At 72.0% G+C, this 16,642-nt stretch carries 12 protein-coding genes and 2 pseudogenes; 6 read left to right on the top strand and 8 right to left on the bottom strand.

Going from position 1 to position 16,642, the window contains the following annotated elements; all coding sequences use genetic code 11:
• Nucleotides 1–114 precede the first annotated feature (114 nt).
• Nucleotides 115–1,107: a GlxA family transcriptional regulator gene (locus ABD323_RS13460; protein ID WP_344441693.1), complete on the top strand. Its 993-nt coding sequence runs from the start codon at nucleotides 115–117 to the stop codon at nucleotides 1,105–1,107.
• A 136-nt stretch (nucleotides 1,108–1,243) separates the two neighbouring features.
• On the opposite strand, the gene ABD323_RS13455 is transcribed toward ABD323_RS13460, so the two are convergent.
• Both ABD323_RS13455 and ABD323_RS13450 read right to left on the bottom strand, forming a co-directional pair.
• Complete coding sequence (locus ABD323_RS13455; RefSeq protein WP_344441692.1) at nucleotides 1,244–2,458, bottom strand: FAD-dependent oxidoreductase; 1,215 nt, start codon at nucleotides 2,456–2,458, stop codon at nucleotides 1,244–1,246.
• A 330-nt stretch (nucleotides 2,459–2,788) separates the two neighbouring features.
• Complete coding sequence (locus ABD323_RS13450) at nucleotides 2,789–3,406, bottom strand: TetR/AcrR family transcriptional regulator (RefSeq protein WP_344441690.1); 618 nt, start codon at nucleotides 3,404–3,406, stop codon at nucleotides 2,789–2,791.
• Between the two features lie 315 nt (nucleotides 3,407–3,721).
• Here ABD323_RS13450 and ABD323_RS13445 point away from each other — a divergent pair, with 315 nt between their 5' ends.
• Both ABD323_RS13445 and ABD323_RS13440 read left to right on the top strand, forming a co-directional pair.
• Nucleotides 3,722–4,015 (top strand): helix-turn-helix domain-containing protein, encoded by a 294-nt coding sequence (locus ABD323_RS13445; protein WP_344441689.1) that lies wholly within the window; start codon nucleotides 3,722–3,724, stop codon nucleotides 4,013–4,015.
• Between the two features lie 238 nt (nucleotides 4,016–4,253).
• Nucleotides 4,254–4,574 (top strand): hypothetical protein, encoded by a 321-nt coding sequence (locus ABD323_RS13440; RefSeq protein WP_344441688.1) that lies wholly within the window; start codon nucleotides 4,254–4,256, stop codon nucleotides 4,572–4,574.
• 226 nt (nucleotides 4,575–4,800) lie between these two features.
• On the opposite strand, the gene ABD323_RS13435 is transcribed toward ABD323_RS13440, so the two are convergent.
• Together ABD323_RS13435 and ABD323_RS13430 are read right to left on the bottom strand one after the other, a co-directional pair.
• Nucleotides 4,801–6,165: an eCIS core domain-containing protein gene (locus ABD323_RS13435; protein WP_344441687.1), complete on the bottom strand. Its 1,365-nt coding sequence runs from the start codon at nucleotides 6,163–6,165 to the stop codon at nucleotides 4,801–4,803.
• A 140-nt stretch (nucleotides 6,166–6,305) separates the two neighbouring features.
• On the bottom strand, nucleotides 6,306–7,349 hold the full coding sequence (locus ABD323_RS13430; protein ID WP_344441686.1) for an alcohol dehydrogenase catalytic domain-containing protein: 1,044 nt from the start codon (nucleotides 7,347–7,349) through the stop codon (nucleotides 6,306–6,308).
• Between the two features lie 337 nt (nucleotides 7,350–7,686).
• Between ABD323_RS13430 and ABD323_RS13425 the strand changes: the two are divergent.
• Nucleotides 7,687–7,809, top strand: a pseudogene (locus ABD323_RS13425) (SulP family inorganic anion transporter); the annotation flags it as partial.
• 90 nt (nucleotides 7,810–7,899) lie between these two features.
• Here the strand turns inward: ABD323_RS13425 and ABD323_RS13420 are convergent.
• Nucleotides 7,900–9,033, bottom strand: a complete 1,134-nt coding sequence (locus ABD323_RS13420; protein WP_344441685.1) for an epoxide hydrolase family protein — start codon at nucleotides 9,031–9,033, stop codon at nucleotides 7,900–7,902.
• Nucleotides 9,034–9,055: 22 nt separating this feature from the next.
• The gene (locus tag ABD323_RS13415) at nucleotides 9,056–9,739 is read right to left on the bottom strand and encodes a TetR/AcrR family transcriptional regulator (protein WP_344441684.1); all 684 of its coding nucleotides are present in this window, start codon (nucleotides 9,737–9,739) and stop codon (nucleotides 9,056–9,058) included.
• 265 nt (nucleotides 9,740–10,004) lie between these two features.
• Between ABD323_RS13415 and ABD323_RS13410 the strand changes: the two genes are divergently transcribed.
• Both ABD323_RS13410 and ABD323_RS13405 read left to right on the top strand, forming a co-directional pair.
• A complete protein-coding gene (locus ABD323_RS13410; RefSeq protein ID WP_344441682.1) occupies nucleotides 10,005–10,385 on the top strand; it encodes a hypothetical protein in 381 nt (126 codons plus the stop codon).
• 431 nt (nucleotides 10,386–10,816) lie between these two features.
• Nucleotides 10,817–11,926: a winged helix DNA-binding domain-containing protein gene (locus ABD323_RS13405; RefSeq protein WP_344441680.1), complete on the top strand. Its 1,110-nt coding sequence runs from the start codon at nucleotides 10,817–10,819 to the stop codon at nucleotides 11,924–11,926.
• Nucleotides 11,927–12,341: 415 nt separating this feature from the next.
• On the opposite strand, the gene ABD323_RS13400 is transcribed toward ABD323_RS13405, so the two are convergent.
• Together ABD323_RS13400 and ABD323_RS13395 are read right to left on the bottom strand one after the other, a co-directional pair.
• The gene (locus tag ABD323_RS13400; RefSeq protein ID WP_344441679.1) at nucleotides 12,342–14,891 is read right to left on the bottom strand and encodes an Ig-like domain repeat protein; all 2,550 of its coding nucleotides are present in this window, start codon (nucleotides 14,889–14,891) and stop codon (nucleotides 12,342–12,344) included.
• 474 nt (nucleotides 14,892–15,365) lie between these two features.
• Nucleotides 15,366–16,642 (bottom strand): annotated as a pseudogene (locus ABD323_RS13395) (glycosyl hydrolase); the annotation flags it as partial.

Here is a 16,642-nt window from a genome sequence, read left to right as displayed (position 1 = left end):
CTGGTGGTCGGTGCGGTGCCGTGCGATCGCTCCCGCACCGCCCACCGACGACGTTACGGAGACCGCGATCCGACCTGAAGTGACGGAAACGACACCTCTGATACCGTTCCCGACATGCAGATCGCTGTCGCCGTCGTCGAGGGGACCTTCGACTCCGGGCTCTGCGCCGTCCTCGACGTGTTCGGAACCGCCAACTCGCTGATCGGACAGCGGGAGCCGGGCCCCGTCCCCTTCACCGTGACCACCGTAGGCGCCGGCTCCCAGGTCCGCACCGGCAACGGGCTCCTCCTGGCCACCGAGCCCGTCGCCGGGCTCACCCAGCGGCCGGACCTGCTGCTACTGCCCGCGGTCGGGCTCAAGAGCCCCGATCAGATCATCGAGGCGGTGCGGTCGGACGCCAACGCCTGGGTCCCGGCACTCGCGGGCGAGGTGCACGCGGCCGGCGCCGACCTCGCGGCCGCCTGCACCGGTGCCTTCTTCCTGGCGGAGTCGGGGGTCCTGGACGGCCGGCGCGCCACCACCAGCTGGTGGGCCGGGCCCGCCTTCCGAGCCCGCTACCCCGAGGTCCGGCTGGACGACTCGCGAACCCTGGTCCACGACGGCGCCTTCACCACCGCCGCTGCCGCCTTCGCCCACATCGACCTCGCGTTGGCCGTGGTGCACCGCCACAGTCCGGCCCTGGCCGACCTGGTCGCCCGCTACCTCCTGATCGGGGACCGCCCCTCCCAGGCCGCGTTCGCGGCCCCCACCCTGCTGGCCCAGGCCGACCCGCTGGTGGCCGCCTTCGAGCGCTGGGCGCGCACCCACCTGGCCGACCCTCCCCCGCTCGGCGCGGCCGCCCGTACTCTCGGCGTCAGCGAACGGACGCTGCAGCGCACCACCCAGTCGGTGATCGGCATGTCGCCGCTGGACTTCCTCCAGGAGATCCGCCTCGACGAGGCGACCTTCCTGCTGCGGACCACGACGATGGGCCCCGACGCGATCGCCGCCCGGGTCGGCTACCGCAACACCAGCACCCTGCGGACCCTGGTCCGCCGCCGCCGCGGCACGACCCTGCGGGCCCTGCGGCAAGGCGGTGCCGCCCCGGAGCGAGAGCAGCAGGACTGAGAGGGGGTCGGGCGGCCCCGCCGCCGTTGTCCCCTTCGCCTCCCCCTGCACCCCCTACGCCCAGGATGGATCACCGAAGAACTTCGGTTCGCGCTCGTGCCGGCGGGCGGCGCCTGCACGCTGAACCGACCGATCCCTACGGCTGCCCGGAGGGCAGCGGGTCCTGGCCCAGCATGCGGTTCCCGTAGGTGGCCGAGTCGCGCACGGCGTCGAATCCGTATCCGAGCATCTCCTCCTCGTAGGCGCGCAGGGCCTCGGTGAGCGGTCGCCCGCCGGCGGCCTGGGCGAGCCGGTCGGCCAGGACTCGGGCGTCCCGCAGGGCGGTGTTCGCGCCGACGCCGATGACCGGGCTCATGGTGTGGATGGCATCGCCCAGCAGGGTGACCGAGGTCGTCTCCCAGGCGGCGACGGGCACACTGGTGCGCACCGCGACCGGGAAGATCGAGGCGGGGTCCTGACGGGACACCGTCTCGACCGGCCCGGGGTGCCAGCCCTCGACCAGCGAGAGCGTCAGCGCCCGCAGGTCCGCGCCGCCCATGGCGAACAACTCCGCGTCGGTGCAGGGGAACTGTTCGCGGCGGGCGCCGAAGACGCAGGCGAGGTAGGCGCTGTCGTCGCCGAGTTCGATGTCCGGGGCCAGGCGGGCCGTCACCTGGTGCATCGGTTCGCGGTACTGCACGGGAGCGAGTCCCACGAAGCGCCGCTCGGGTCCGACCACGGTGGTCCACAGTCCCAGCAGCTCGGGCGGGACCAGGGAGCGGGCCCGGTCGTCGGCGCAGGGGACCTTGCCGTAGAGCAGCCGCAGCCCGGCGTCGACGACGCGCGCCTGCGGCAGGTACTGCTTGCGGACCGCCGAGTTGACGCCGTCGGCGCCGATCAGCACGTCGCCCGTGGCGTTGGTGCCGTCCGCGAAGTGTGCCGTCACCGTGCCGGAGGCGCTGACGTCGTAGCGGGTGAGCCGGGCGCCGTAGTGCACGGCCTTGTCCAGTCCGGCCAAGAGGATCTGACGCAGCGTCATGCGGTTGACCGCCAGGTTCCCGCTACCGGGCAGGCCCGGGACGAGCGGGAGCTCCTGGACGTGCTGGGGGTTCAGGTGGTGGTCGAAGGTGGCTATACGCGACCCGGGGGTCCCGGCGGTGGCGGCGAACACCTGGTACGCCTGCGGGGTCAGCACGGCCCTGAGGGCGGTGATGCCGTCGGGGTCGAAGCGCAGGCGGTAGCCCTGGTTGCGGAAGGCCGGGCCGGGGTCCCTCTCGTGGACGGCGACGCTGATCCCCGCCCTGAGGAGGCCCTGCGCGAGGGCCAGGCCACCCAGCCCACCCCCGGCGATGATGACGTGCAGATCCGACACGGTCGTGTCCCTTCTCGGTCGTGAAAACGAGGAAGGGACGCACCGGGCTGCCTCAACGGGCACCGTACGAGCGACTGTTCGCCATCCGGACTACCTACCGGACCGTGACTTTCGTACGTCCGCCGAAGACGCTAGCACAGGTTCGGCCACCCCCGGCGGCGTCAACACCCGCTGCCCCACGGCGAAGTGCGCGGAACGGGCCGTCCGCCCGCGGTCTCGGGCACGCGACGTTCGGCGACGCACTCGCGGGCACCGGACGCCCGCTCGTCATCGCCTCCGGCGGCCCGGTCGGGGCGTCGCGGGTCAGGACGGGCGGCCGGCGCTCTGCGCTCAGGGTCTCCGGGGCAGGCGGACCGTCAGAAGCCGGGCCATGGGCGCCAGCCGGCGACCCAGGGCGAACAGGGACTCCGTTCGCGAGCGGTCGGCGTCCAGCACCGTGAAGAGGTACACCCCGAAGTAGAAGGTGATGGCCGCATTGGCCAGGTCACGGGGCGGGACGAGCTTGGCCAGCGGTGTCCCGCCGATCACCCGGTCCAGCGTGGACTCGGCGAACTCGATCCAGGCCTGCGCGCGTTCAGTGATCGGGCCGCGCAGTTCGGGCTTCGAGACGGCAGCGCCGACCAGCTCGGAGAACACCGCGTGATGCCCTCCCTCGATGTCGTCGTGGTAGATCCGCTCGGCGGCCACCACCAGTTCCTCGAGCGTGCGCACGTCGGCGACGGTGGCGCGATGCACAGCCAGGCGCTCTTGCGAGACCCGCTCGAAGACGGCCACCAGCAACGGCTCGATCCCACCGAAGTGATAGAAGATCAGGGCCGAGTTGACACCGGCCTCCCGGGCGATCGCCCTGGCGCTGACGCCGAGGTAACCGTGCCCGCGTAGCGTCCGGGTCGCGGCCTCGATCAGCCGCTCCCGCGTCTGGGCCCCGCTCTCGGCAGCACTGACCATCGCTCCACCCCTCTCTTGCGCCTGCCCCGCTCGATCCCTCATCATACGGTTTAATCGAACGATTAAACCGATCGCTCAAGGGGGGAAGGGATCGTCACGGCCCGTGAGGGCAGCGGCTGGTGCGACTCCCGGTCGCGGGTCCGCGCAGCCGGCGGATCGAGATCGCCCCTCGCGTGGCGAACCGGCAGCGCCACCCGCGCCGTCAGAAGGCGCCTTTCAGCACTCCCGCCGAATGCACCCGCATTCCCAGCGAGTGATTTCTCCCGGTACGGCCGTCCCTTGGTACACCGTGCGATCGCCGAACGGAGGCGTGTAATGGAGAAGGCGAACGTGAGCCTCGCGGAGATTCTCCGACTTGCCCGTGAACGGACGGGCCTCACCCAAGAGGAGTTGTCGGCGTCCAGCGGCGTGAGTGTGCGCACCATCAGTCATCTGGAGTGCGGTGCGGTGGCCAGGCCGCGCGCCGCCACGGTGCGCCGCCTCGCCGTTGCGCTGCACCTGGACCAGGACACTTCGGAGAAGCTGCACATGATCTCTCGCGCGCACTCGGAGGACCTGCTCGCAGCATTGTCACGTGCGGGTTTCAGCGCCTCGCAGGGGTCGCCGTGAGCGCCTCGGAGTTGCGCGCGAACTGCTAGCTGATGACCTGTCAGGAGTACGCGCCAGTCAGTAGGTTCTGTGGTGCTGAAGGAATTCACCTTCCGCACACGACCCCGTGGCGAACGCCGGACAGGGTCGGCGGCGCCGCATTCCGAAAGGACGAAATGATATGACCATGAGGTTCAACCTCGGGCGTCGTGTTGCGACGGCTGCGGCCGTCGCGGCACTTGCCGCAGGTGGATTGGGCGTGGCGGCGGGCAGCGCGTCGGCGTCGGGAAACCAGTCCATCGGGCTGAGCACCTACCACGGGGTCGGTGTCTACTCGGGGGCCGCGGCCAACACTCCCAAGGTGGCTGACGACTTCGCCCCCTACGGTGGGTGGGTCGCCTCGGACTGCTGGGTGCCCGGCCAGTACGTCACCAGCCAGGGTGACGTCTGGTACCACGTCTACCAGGAGCACTACAACGGCGGCAAGATCACGTACCAGTACGGGTACGTGTACGCGCCCTACGTGGACAACAACCAGATGCTCTACAGCGGACAGCTCATCCGGTGCCCGTGGGGATAGCAGCCGTCGGGGTGGCGGCGTTGACAACTCCCCGCCACGAGGCACGATGACGCGTTCGAGGGCCTTCACGGGGGAGGGCCCTCGAACGGCCTCGCCGTCCGGCACCCAGCGCGGAGGTTCACCGATGACCACCACCCCTCCTACGACCGCCCGGCCGCCGCGATGGGCACGGCCGGCGCCGGCCGGTTCGGCGACAGGTCGGTGCGGCGCGGTGGTTTCGTGGCCCTCAGACGTTCGGGTTCCTCGGTCGGGGGCGGGCCAGGGCGATCAGGTTGCCGGCGTTGCCCGGGCTGAGGACGACGGTCAGCTGTCCGGAGCCGCGCGGGAAGTAGCGGGCGGCCCAGTGGCGGTGGAAGGACCGGGCACCGCCGACGGTGTACATGGAGGCGGCCGCACCGGCGCTGGTGCCAGGCCCGGCCCAGGCCTCCAGCGTGACGTGGTCGTTCCCGTCCACCGCGACCACGGCCGCCGCGTGGTAGGGGCTGAGGGCGAAGTCTGCCGGCGGGGTGGTGGCGATGCTCAGGTACGCCTCGCCGACCGCGGGAGTCGCCCGGGCGTTCCTCGGGCCGGGGTAGTTCTGGGCGAGGGCGATGTTCGGGGCGTAGCCCGCGCCGAAGTCCGCCGGGCCCGCGCCGTTCTGGGCGATCGTGCTGTGCAGCCCCGCCTGCGTCCTGAGCTCACCGACCGCGTTGTTCATGATCTCCTCGGCCGTGTGCAGGCAGTCGTTCACGATCACGCGGTTGAGCTGGTACTGGTCGTACTGGGCGCCGTTGTTGAACAGGTCCTGGGAGACGTGGGTCAGCCGTAGGGCCGGATGCACGGCCTGACCCTGCAGGGCCCACAGGGACCCGTCGTTCTGACGGATCGCGTAGTGGTCGTTCTGCGACACGATCATGCCGGTCACGGCGTCCACGCGGCGGAGCTGGGCAACCGGTCGGGCGGACCCGGAGGTGCCGCCTTCGTCGTGGCGGGGTCCCACGTCGCGTGCCGGGGTGGCGCCGGACATCACACGCCGGGCGTTGGCCTCGGCCGCCACCTCGAAGCGGTCCGTCGGGTCCGACAGCCGTAGCCCGTCGCCGTGGTCGGTGCCCGCCACCGCTGCGTGACGCTGCTGCAGGACATGCGTCAGTTCGTGGGCCAGCGTGTGCTTGTCACCGCCTTCCGGGCCGAGGACGACATGGCTGCCGGAGGTGTAGGCCCGGGCGCCGATCTGCTCGGCGGACCGCCGCGCCCCGCTGTCGGCGTGGACCCGCACGTCGGAGAAGTCCGCACCGAGCCGGGCTTCCATCTCCTGTCGCAGCCCGGACGCGAGGGGATGGCCGGCCGTGCCGAGGACACCGTGGACCGCCGAGCGCTGCACGTCGTCGCCGGCCTGCGGCCGGCCGCCGAGAACGCCGGCGCCGGGACTGGACCGGGCCTGCAGCATCCTGGTCACCGCCGCGTTGCCGATGCTGCGCTGCAGTGCGACGAGCCCTTGCGGCGTCAACGCGCTGACGCCGGCAGGGGCCGGGTCCGGGCGCGCCCCGCGCTCGAGAGCCACGGGTGGCGCCGGACGACGTTGCGACTTCTCGTCCTCGTGATGGGTGCGCATCCGCGGGCCTCCTCGAAGCGTTCGGCACGTGCACCCCTGCCTATGCGTCCCGCGACCGGGCGACCAGGACCACAGGGGCAGCACCGCGGGCACTCCTCGGGCGGGACCGAACCGCCCGCGCGGGACACCCTGCCGGCTGCTCAGGTGCGGAAGAGCGCGACCTTGAGAGCCTCGTTCGCGCCGGCGTCCGCGAACACGTCGTAGGCCTCCTGCATCTCGTGGAGCCCGAAACGGTGGGTGACCAGGCCCGCGACGTCGAGCCGTCCGGCCGTCAGCATGTCGAGCAGCAGGGGGGTGCTGCTGGTGTCCACGAGTCCCGTGGTGATGGTGACGTCCTTGATCCACAGGTCCTCCAGATGGAGGGTGGCCGGCTTTCCGTGCACGCCGACGTTGGCGACGCGGCCACCGGGGCGCACCACGCGGGTACAGAGCTCGAACGACTCGGGGACGCCGACGGCCTCGATCGCCACGTCGACGCCCCGACCGTCACGGGTCAGGGCCCGGACCGCCTCGTCGGTGGCCTCGGCGACCGTGAGCACGACGTCGGCGCCGGCTCGCCCGGCGGCGTTCAGGCGGCTCGTCGCCGGGTCGATCGCGATGATCCGGGCGGGACTGTAGAGCCTGGCGGTGGTGATCGCGGCCAGACCGATCGGGCCGGCGCCGACGATCACCACGGTGTCGCCGGGGCCGACCCCGCCCTTGCGGACACCGACCTCGTAGGAGGTGGGCAGGATGTCGGCGAGCAGCAGGGCACTCTCGTCGCTCACCCCGTCGGGGAGCTTGTGGAGGGAGGTGTCGGCGAAGGGCGTGCGGACGTACTCGGCCTGGGTGCCGTCGATCAGGTGTCCGAGAATCCAGCCTCCGCCGCCGGTGCACTGGCCGTAGGTGGCCGTGCGGCAGTAGGTGCAGCGGCCGCAGGCGGAGATGCAGGAGACCAGGACCCGGTCGCCCTCCGTCACCGTCCGCACGCCGGCTCCGGTCCGCAGCACCGTGCCGACGGCTTCGTGGCCCAGGATCCGGCCGGCGGTCACCTCGGGCACGTCACCCTTGAGGATGTGCAGGTCGGTGCCGCAGATGGTGACGGCGTCCACCCGTACGACCGCGTCCTCGGCGTCCTGGATCACCGGGTCGGGAACGTCGTCCCAGGTGCGACGTCCGGGGCCGTGGTAGGTCAGGGCCTTCATGTCCGATCACTCTCCTGACAGGTCTCGCGGCTGGTCCGCCTTCTCGGCCTCCCGAACGCCACGACCGCGGCCTGTGAGGCCGGGCCGTCGTCCGCCGGCTGGTGCTCGCCCGGGCCGCGGACGAGGCAGGGTACTCGGGGTCGACCCCCACGACGACGGGGGAACGCCCGTCCGCGTTCCCGGGTCCCGCCCTTCGCTTCGTCCCCGCCTGCGGGCGGCAGCCCCCGGCGGCCCTGCGCTCCCTCCTCCTGCCAGCGTCCCCCACTCGGCGCTCGGCGGCATCAGGGCCGCCCTGCCGGTACCGCCCGGCGTCAGGTGAGAGGACTCGGCCGGCGGGCGCACCCAGGTGTACGGGCTGACGGCCGGCGCGGCCGTGCTCGCCGTGCTGCTGTTCCTCGGCCCGCTGCTGACGTACACGCCCTCGGCCGTCCTGGGCGCCCTGGTGGTGTTCGCCGCGATCCGGATGATCGACGCGGCTCCCCGTCGGTACGCCGATGTGGCCGCGGGCGCATGGGTGCCCGGGCCCAGGGACTCTCACGGGCTCCGGGGTTCACCGCAGGGTGCGGAAGAACTCGGTGAGGTCGTCCGCGAGGAGTTCGGGTTCCTCGTGGGCGGCGAAGTGCCCGCCCCGGGGCATGCGGGTGTACCGGGTGATGTTGTAGGTGCGCTCGGCCCAGCTGCGGGGCGGCTGGGTGAGGTCGGCGGGGAACAGGGCCAGGGCCGTGGGCACGTCGACCCGCTCGACCCGCCTGGTCAGCCCCTGGGCGTATTCGTAGTAGGGCCGCAGGGAGGTCGAGATGGTACCGGTGAACCAGTAGAGCGAGGCCTGGGTGAGGAGGAAGTCGTCGCTGAACCGGGACGACAGGTCACCGCCGCAGTCGCTCCACGCACGGTACTTCTCGAGGAGCCAGGCGAGCAGTCCGGCCGGCGAGTCGGCCAGACCGTAGCTCAGGGTGAGGGGGCGGGTGCTCTGCTGGTGCTGGTAGCCGCCCTCGTGGGCGGACCAGAGCGCGACGGAGTCGAGGTACTCCCGCTCCTCGGGTGTGACGTGGGCCGGGTCGTGGGCCGGCGGGCCGGCGACGGCCGTCAGATGGATGCCCGCCACGGCCTCGGGGTGGGCTTCGCCGAGGCGGGAGGTGATGCCGGCGCCCAGGTCGCTGCCGTGCGCGGCGTAGCGTTCGAAGCCGAGTTCGTCGTGCATGAGGTGGTGCCAGATCTCGTGGGTCTGCGGCGGCCGGGCGAGTGAGGGCCGCTGCGGCGAGAAGGCGAATCCGGGGAGCGAGGGGACGATGACGGTGAACGCGTCGGCGGCGTCGCCCCCGTGGCGCGAGGGGGTGGCCAGCCGGCGGGCGAGGGCGGTCAGCTCGAGGAACGAGCTGGGCCATCCGTTGGTCAGGACGATCGGCAGGGCGTCGGGGCTCTCGCCGTCGAAGCGCAGGTAGTGGACGGGGGTTCCCTCGATGTCCGCGACGTGGGAGGGCAGGGCGTTGATGGTGGCTTCGTGGACGCGCCAGTCGTAGGCGTGGGCCCAGTGGGTGACGAGGCGTTGCAGTTCGCCGGGGTCGGTGCCGGCCTCCCAGCCGGTGGCGGGCCAGGGGGCCGGCCACCGTGTGCGGAGCAGCCGTGAGCGCAGTTCGTCGAGCTCGGCCTCGGGGACGGCGATCACGGGCGTGTGGCGGGTCATGCGGATCTCCAGGGCTGGGTTCTCACGGGGCGGCGGCGGCCTGGGTCGATCGGGGCCGACCGGCTGGGCCGAGTGTCCGGTCGATCGCCTCGCGCGTCCCGTCGCGGGACTGCGGCGCGATCGCGAGAAGGGCGTGCATGATCATTCCCTCCAGCAGGGCGTCCAGGCGGGCGGCGCCGTCCGGGTCGGTGAACCGGGCCAGAACGGCGCAACTGTCCTGCGTCCAGGCCTGGGTCAGTGCTCGCAGTGCGGGGTTCCGCAGGGCCGCCAGGTGCAGCTCGAAGCCGAGGACCGCACTGCGGTGCCTCGCCGGACCTCCGTGGACGAGATCGACCAGGACGTCAAGGAACTGCTCGCGCGTCCCGACCCCCTCGAACAGGGCCTCGAACACCGCGGACTGCAGCTCCACATACCGGGCGAAGGCCTGCGCCTGGAGATCGGCCAGGCTGGTGAAGTGGTAGGTGATCGAGCCGAGCGGCACGCCCGCCCGGGCGGCGATGTGCCGATGCGTCGTTCCGGCCACCCCGTGGTCCGCGATGACGTCGAGGGTGGCGTCCAGGATGTGCGTCTTGCGGCCGGGGTCGTGGCGACGGGTTCGCCGCCGCCCGTCCTTCGATCCGACGGGGGCCCGGCGTTCATCACCGGCGGATTCGCCGGCCGTCTCGCCTTCGGGACGGTCCGCCGAGGGCGGTTCGTGGTGCGCCATGCGCACCACCGTAGATCCATAGGAACAGATGTACAAATCAATCGTTGCTCATCGCCCTCACGACGCGGCAGCACACCCGCACCGACGGGCCTCCCGCGCGGACCGGCCCCGGGGCGGGACGGAAATCCGGTCACTGCGGTGGGGTGCGGACCGCTTGCGCCGCCCGTCGCGATCGACCGCCGCTGCGAGCGGACCCGGCAGGCGACCTGATGAAGTCTGGAAGTCGCCTGACTGCGGACCGTTCGATCGCTTAGCGTCAATGTCCATGGCACACATGGACATTGCACTGCGGAAGGCTGCCCTGCTCTTCGAGGGCGCGATCGGGATGGCCCTGGTGGATGCGGACAACGGCGTCACTCTGGGCGCACTCGGCGGCAGCTCGGACTTCGATCTCACCGCCGCGGCGACAGGGAACGCCGAACTCCTGCGCACCATCAAGCGGACGGCAGGGCGGCTGGGCCTGACGGGCTCGGTCGAGGACATCCTGATCACCCTGAACACCCAGTACCACCTGATTCGTCCCCTGACCTCCCGCAGCAACGGCGGCCTCTTCCTGTACCTCGCGCTGGACCGCCGGTCCGCCAACCTCGCCATGGCGAGGCACCAACTCGTTTCTATCGAGGGACAGTTGAGTCCGGTCTGGTGAGTCCATCGGTGACCGTCCGATCGGCCCCGGCAGGCCACGTCCCCGGCCCCGTACGGAACCGACCGCTCGCCGGGGTCGGCAGATCCCCACCGACCCCGGCGGAGGCCTTCCGAGCGGCGCGCTTCGGCAGCTTCCCGGCTGCTCATGCGCGCGGCTCGTGGAGCGCGTCGCGCGGCCCTGCGACCTCTTCGGTACAGGACACGGCCTGTCCGCCACCCCTGCGATGGTGGTTCACGAGCCGCCACGGGGGACACAGCCCCAGGCCATGACGGCCGCGCCGCGCTTCTTCCGGCGGCGCACATCCGAGAACCGAGGCAAGGAGCGGGCCATGTCCGTGACGACCGCCACCCGTCCGAACCTCCGGGGGGCCGCGCGCGAGGTGCTGGACTTCCACCGGTCCGGCTTCGGCGGCGGGCCCTGGTGAGCACGCCATGACCGTCCTCGACACCCGCACCCTCAACCGCGCGACCCTCGCCCGTCAGTACCTGCTCGACCGCGCCGACACACCGACCCACGACGCCGTGGCCCATCTGTGCGGACTGCAGGCACAACAACCGCAGGAGCCGTTCGTCGGCCTCTGGTCCCGCCTCCAGGCCTTCGAACCCAACGCCCTGGACACTCTGCTGACGGGGCGTCAGGTGGTGCGGACCCACCTGATGCGCCGCACCGTCCACCTCGTCACCGCCGACGACGCACTGGCCTGGCGGGCCCGCCACGACACCATGCTGCGCCAACGGGTCCTGGCCACCTACCGACGCGAACTCGCCGGCATCGACCCCGACGAGGTCGCCGCAGCGGGGAAGGCGGTCATGGCCGACCACCGGCCGCGCACCATGGCCGAACTCGTCCAGGCGCTCCAGGACCGCTGGCCCGCACCACCTCGCCGTGTCCTGGGCGAACTCCTCGTCGCCGCCCTGATCCCGATGGCCCAGCTCCCACCACGCGGCCTGTGGCACACCACGGCAGGCGTACGCAATCTGCCGCTGGCCCGCTGGCTCGGACGCGACCTCGACCCGCCCTCCCCCGACCCGAGCGACCCGACCGGGCAGCACCTGGTACGGCGCTACCTGGCCGCCTACGGACCCGCCGCCGGCGCCGACATCCGCGCCTGGTGCGGCCTCGCCGGGCTCCCCGCCGCCGTCAAGGCCGTCCGCGAAGAACTCGTCACCTTCCACGACGAACGCGGCCGCGAACTCCTCGACCTGCCCGACGCACCGCGCCCGCACCCGGACACCCCCGCACCGGTCCGCTTCCTGCCGGCCTTCGACAACGCGATCCTCGGCTACCACGACCGCAGCCGCATCATCGACGAAGCCCACCTCGGCCTGTCCGTCGCCGGCCTGCGCGCCGTCCTCGTCGACGGACGCGTCAGCGCGACCTGGACCGTGCGCGACAACCGACTCACCGTCACCCCGCTGCGCCCGCTGACCACCGCCGACCGGGAAGCCGTCCACGCCGAGGCCCGAGCCCTGGTCGAGTTCCTGGACGAGGGCATCGACCGGGTCCACCTCGAAGCCACCGACGGCCGGGCCCGACCCTGACGGTGATCTCGCGGGTGCAGGGCAGCCGGGGCCTTCCTGCGAACCACTGCGGACCTCCCCCGCCGTCAACAAGCCGCTGGAGCAGCACCGACGCGCGGCGGCGCCGGCCGAGCGGTTCCCCCGGCGGGCGGTACCCGGCCACCGGCCGGGCGCCGTCGCGGACTCCTGACGGTCAGCGGGTGGCCGGGCGCCGTCCAGGCCACCCTGCACGCGCTCTTCGGGGACACCGCGTCCGTGGGCGCCGGGCCGCCCCAGGCGCTCCGGACCGTCCGCTCGGGTCCCATGGCTCTCCTGGCACCTCCGGGCCGGTGAGGACGACGAGCGCCCCACCGGCCCGGCCGCGGTGTCGGCAGCCCTCGGGCGCCAACGGGCGAGTGGACGAACGGACTGGCACCGGGCTCGCGCCGGCTCACGATCACAGGCTCGAACACTGGCCCTGTCGGGCGCCGGTCACCGTGTTCGGGTGCCCGTCGTTGGTCGGCGCCGGAACGTTGCCCGAGCAGTTCAGCGATCCCCCGACGGTGTTGCCCTCGATCTCGGCGCGGGAGTCCTCGGGGAAGGGGCCGGTGCCGGTCGTGCCCTGCACCACGAGCGTGCCTCCGATGTGGTTGCCGACGAGTTCCGCGCCGCCGCGGTTGTTGGACAGCGACACCGCGCCGGTGATCCGGTTGGCGGCGCAGCCGTCGTCAGCCGGATCCCCGATCACCACGAATCCGCTGGCCCCGGTGACGTTCGCCGCTCCGGTGACCGTGCTGCCGCAGACGCCGAGCAGGGTTCCGTTCGAGGCCAGGATGCTGCCGCGGATCGTCGAGTCGCTGATGAACAGTGCGCCGCCGGCCGTGTCGTGGACCGCGCCGCCGACCGTGGCGTTGACGATGCAGGTGCTCCCGCTGCCCGCGGTGACCGCGTTCGGGACCGACCCGGTGATGGTCCTGGTGCAGGTCACCGTCTGGGCGGTGGACTCGGGTCCGCCCGCCAGGAAGTTGCCGTCGCCGCTGTACTGGGCGTTGATCGTGTGGGTGCCCGGCAGCAGGTTCGATGTGCTGATCTGGGTCCGGCTGCAGTTGGTGCCGCCGCCCGGTGTCAGTGTTCCGGTGCCGAGGAGTGTGCCGCCGTCGCGGATCTGCACCGTCCCGCTCGGCGGCGAGGCCGGGTCGGTGCTCGCGGCGGCGGCGCACACCGTGTCGGTGAAGGTGACGGATTGGCCGAACGCCGACGGGCCGGCGGACGCCAGCGTCGTGGTGACCGCTGCCTGGCCGACCGTCTGGAGCAGCGTCGGGGCGGTACTGCCGTGGAAGTCGGCGTTGCCGCCGTAGGCGGCGTCCACGGTGTGCGGGCCCGGGCTCAGGGTGGCGATGCCGCTCGACGTGGCCTGTCCGGTCGTGGTGTCCACCGGGACCGGGCCGCCGAGCGGGGTGCCGTCGACCTTGAAGCTGACCGTGCCACCGTCGGGTACGGGTGCGACCGTCGCGGTGAAGTTCACCGGCTGGCCGTACACCGAGGGGTTGGCGGAGGACGCCAGCGAGGTCTGGGAGGTCTGCGGAACGGTGAAGAAGATCGCGTCGATCGGCGGGGTGCTGGTCGGGTTCAGCCCGCCGGTGTTGCCGGGGAAGGCGCCGTAGAAGGTGTCGCCGACGGCCTTGAGCTGCTGGTAGTCGCCGAGGACACGCTGGTAGACGTTGCCGTTGTCCGTGTACGGCGACGAGAAGGACTGCAGGACGGTGTCGGTGAAGGTGGCGCCGTGGTCGGTGCTGCGGGCGAGGTGCGCGGAGAAGGTGGGGAAGCCTGCGGTGTTGTTGCCGTCGAAGGTGTCGTAGAGGACACCGATCGTGCCGTCGCTGAGGACCGCGACGGAGGGGAGCGCGGCGTTGGTCGAGGCGGAGACGGTGTGCTCCGCTCCGACGGTGAGGCCGCCCGCGCCGTTGTCGGTGAGCCGGCGGATCCTGATCTGGTTGTTGCCCGCGACGTCGGCACCGTAGGCCACGTAGACGTCACCGTTGGACGGATCGACGGCCGCGTGGTCGATGCCGCCGAGCAGCGCGTTGACCGAGCCGAACTTGTACGTCGTGCCCTGGTGGGTGTCGACCGTGGCCACCGCGATGCCGTTCGCGTTGCCGCCCAGCGTCCAGGTCGCTCCGCCGTCGGTCGACCGGTTGAGCCGGTAGGTGATGTTCTGCGGGTTGCCGAGGGTCCCGGTGGCGGTCTGGGTCTGGAAGACGGAGTAGATCGTGCCGTTGCGGGGGTCGGTGGCCAGGCGGGTACCGCCGCTGGTGTTGGTGTCCGTGACGACCGCGCCCGGCGAGTTGTCCGCGGTGACGTCGACCGGGGGCACACCGTAGGAGACCGCGACCCGCGCCTGCGCCGTCGGGGTGCTGCGCAGGTCCTCGTACGCGACGTAGACATTGTTCTTGGTCGCGTCGATCGGGTCGCGGTTCGTCAGCAGCCAGGGCTGGTCGGCGTTGGTGCGCGAGCCGCTGGTGATCTGGGTGCTGGCGGGGTTGGCGGGGTCGGGCGTCCAGCTCCAGGACGCGGCGTTGGTGGGGTCGCTGGTCGAGCCGGTCACCACCCGGGTCTGGGGGCAGCTGCCGTTGCACGTCAGGAAGGCGCCGTAGAGCGTGCCGTCCCGGCCGTAGTCGACGGTCTGGTCGGCCGGAGCGTTCACGGTGTCCGTGAGACCGGGCGGCGCCGGGATGGTGTGCTCCTCGGTCCACGTCCTGCCGCTGTCCGACGAGTAGAGCAGGTCGGCGTTGCCAACACCCCAGAACTGCTGGTTGAAACGGGTGATGACGATCCGTTCGGGATGGAGCGGGTTGATCGCGATGGAGGGCTCGTTGCCGCCGGCGCTGCCGGCGGCCGCGGTCGCGTCGATGGTGAAGACTCCGGGAGCCGCCCTGAGGGCCGGCCTCGCCGGCGCGAGGGTCGCCGACCCTGCGCCGAGGCGGGAGTCGGGCGGGGCGCTCCGCACGCCCTGGTTCGCCGGTGCGGGAGCTGTCGGGGCTCCGTCCGCCCAGGCCTGCGAAGGCAGCAGGGACAGCGGCGCCGACAGGCAGAGCGAGACGGCGGCGGCGAGTGCTCGTCTCGCCGCAGGTGGCGCCTGCCGAAGCGTAAGCGCGTCTCTTTCGGGTAGCACGGGTGGTCCCCTCGTCGGATACACGGTGATCGTTAGTGTCCGTACGAGTTCTCGGCGGCAGCCGCCAGGCGCACCGCCCCACCACCCGTTCGCATTCGAGCACCACTCAGCCGGCCCAGAGCCCAGGAGCCGCCACCGCGGCGGCCGGGCGCTAACAAGGACTCTCGGCGGTCCGGTGGCGTGAGGAGCCGCGACCCTACCGGCGGCCGGCAGCGGTGATCTGCGACGGGTCCCCGACGTTCCCGCGCACGGGTCCGGCCCGGTCACCGGACGCCGGTGGCGTCGGGTGACCGGGCCGGGTCGAGGGTGTCAGTCGTCCTGGCCCTCGTGGCCGCGCCCGCCGCGCGGCAGGTCGATGGACCAGATGCCACGGCCGTGGGTGGCCGCGTACAGGTTGCCGTCCGGGCCGATCCGCAGCTGCATCACGGTGGTGGTGGGCAGGCCCTTGCCGAGGACCTTCCACTCGCTCGCGCCGGGGGCGCGGTAGAAGGCCGCCAGGTCGGTGCCCAGCGCCAGGCCGCCGTTCGGCAGCACCCGGATGCCGTCGGCGGGCACGTCCGGCAGGTTGCCGCTGATGTCGCTCCAGTGGGCGCCGCCGTCGCGGCTCTCGAAGACGTGGCCGACGCCGGCGCCGGGGCCCTCGGTCCAGGAGCGGGAGAAGCCGCTGATGGTCACATACACGTGGCTCGCGTTGGCCGGGTCGACGTCGAAGCCGGAGACGTACCGGTTGGGCAGGGTGCCGTCGACGGGCAGGTTCAGCTGGTGCCAGCCGGTGCCGTCGGCGTTGCCGGTGGCGATGCCGCGGGTGAAGCCCTGGTTGTTGCAGGGGCCGCACCAGCCGGCGTAGACGGTGCCGCCCGAGGCGACCACGGCGGTGGCGAGGTGTCCGGCGCCGAGGTCGTAGGCGCTGGTCCACTCGGCTCCGCTGCGGATCGCCCAGCCCTTGTTCTGCACCCAGACGTGCTGGCCGCCCGCGACCCAGGAGTTGGGGTTCTTGGCGTCGGCGGCGATCGGGGCGATGAAGCGCGCGGCGCCGGAGTCCTTGTCGGGCGGGGCGACCTCGTACTCGGTGGCCTTGGTCGGGTCGGTGGTCCAGGCGCCGTTGTTGACACCGCAGTCCTGGGTGACCCACATGTCCAGGTTGGTGTACTCCTGGGCGATGTCGCAGCCGTTGTTCGGGTCGACGATGGTGTCGCCGCCGTCGCCACCGAAGTTGGACCCCATCACCTTGTCGCGGCCGCGCAGGACGGACTGGCCGTTGTCCTGCAGACCGCCGCTGACGACGTAGCCGTGACCGGCCGGGTCCTTGCCCACGCCCACCGAGTAGTACTGCAGGGTGTCGATGGTGCCGTCGTTGAGCGAGGTCCAGTCGGTGGCGTGACCGGCCGCGTCCGTCGCCCCGTTGAGCGGGCGCTTGTAGATGCCGCCGTCGTTGCCGACGAAGACGAAGCTCTGGCCGTGGTAGCTGCCGATCGCCACCGCGTGCTGGTCGGAGTGGGTGGTCGGCGAGCAGTCACCGGTCTGCTTGCTCGGGTCGATGCTCCAGCACGGGAAGCCGAAGTTCCAGTACGGGCCCGGGGTCTTCC

Source organism: Kitasatospora nipponensis (assembly GCF_039528135.1).
GTDB lineage: Bacteria > Actinomycetota > Actinomycetes > Streptomycetales > Streptomycetaceae > Kitasatospora > Kitasatospora nipponensis.
This window is presented reverse-complemented; position numbering and strand designations above follow the sequence as displayed.

Bases quoted from the DNA above. Each gene is read 5' to 3' on its own strand.
- ABD323_RS13430 (WP_344441686.1), bottom strand. From the start codon at position 7,349: ATGAAGGCCCTGACCTACCACGGCCCCGGACGTCGCACCTGGGACGAC.
- ABD323_RS13460 (WP_344441693.1), top strand. From the start codon at position 115: ATGCAGATCGCTGTCGCCGTCGTCGAGGGGACCTTCGACTCCGGGCTC.
- ABD323_RS13405 (WP_344441680.1), top strand. From the start codon at position 10,817: ATGACCGTCCTCGACACCCGCACCCTCAACCGCGCGACCCTCGCCCGT.
- ABD323_RS13445 (WP_344441689.1), top strand. From the start codon at position 3,722: ATGGAGAAGGCGAACGTGAGCCTCGCGGAGATTCTCCGACTTGCCCGT.
- ABD323_RS13415 (WP_344441684.1), bottom strand. From the start codon at position 9,739: ATGGCGCACCACGAACCGCCCTCGGCGGACCGTCCCGAAGGCGAGACG.
- ABD323_RS13420 (WP_344441685.1), bottom strand. From the start codon at position 9,033: ATGACCCGCCACACGCCCGTGATCGCCGTCCCCGAGGCCGAGCTCGAC.
- ABD323_RS13450 (WP_344441690.1), bottom strand. From the start codon at position 3,406: ATGGTCAGTGCTGCCGAGAGCGGGGCCCAGACGCGGGAGCGGCTGATC.
- ABD323_RS13410 (WP_344441682.1), top strand. From the start codon at position 10,005: ATGGCACACATGGACATTGCACTGCGGAAGGCTGCCCTGCTCTTCGAG.
- ABD323_RS13435 (WP_344441687.1), bottom strand. From the start codon at position 6,165: ATGCGCACCCATCACGAGGACGAGAAGTCGCAACGTCGTCCGGCGCCA.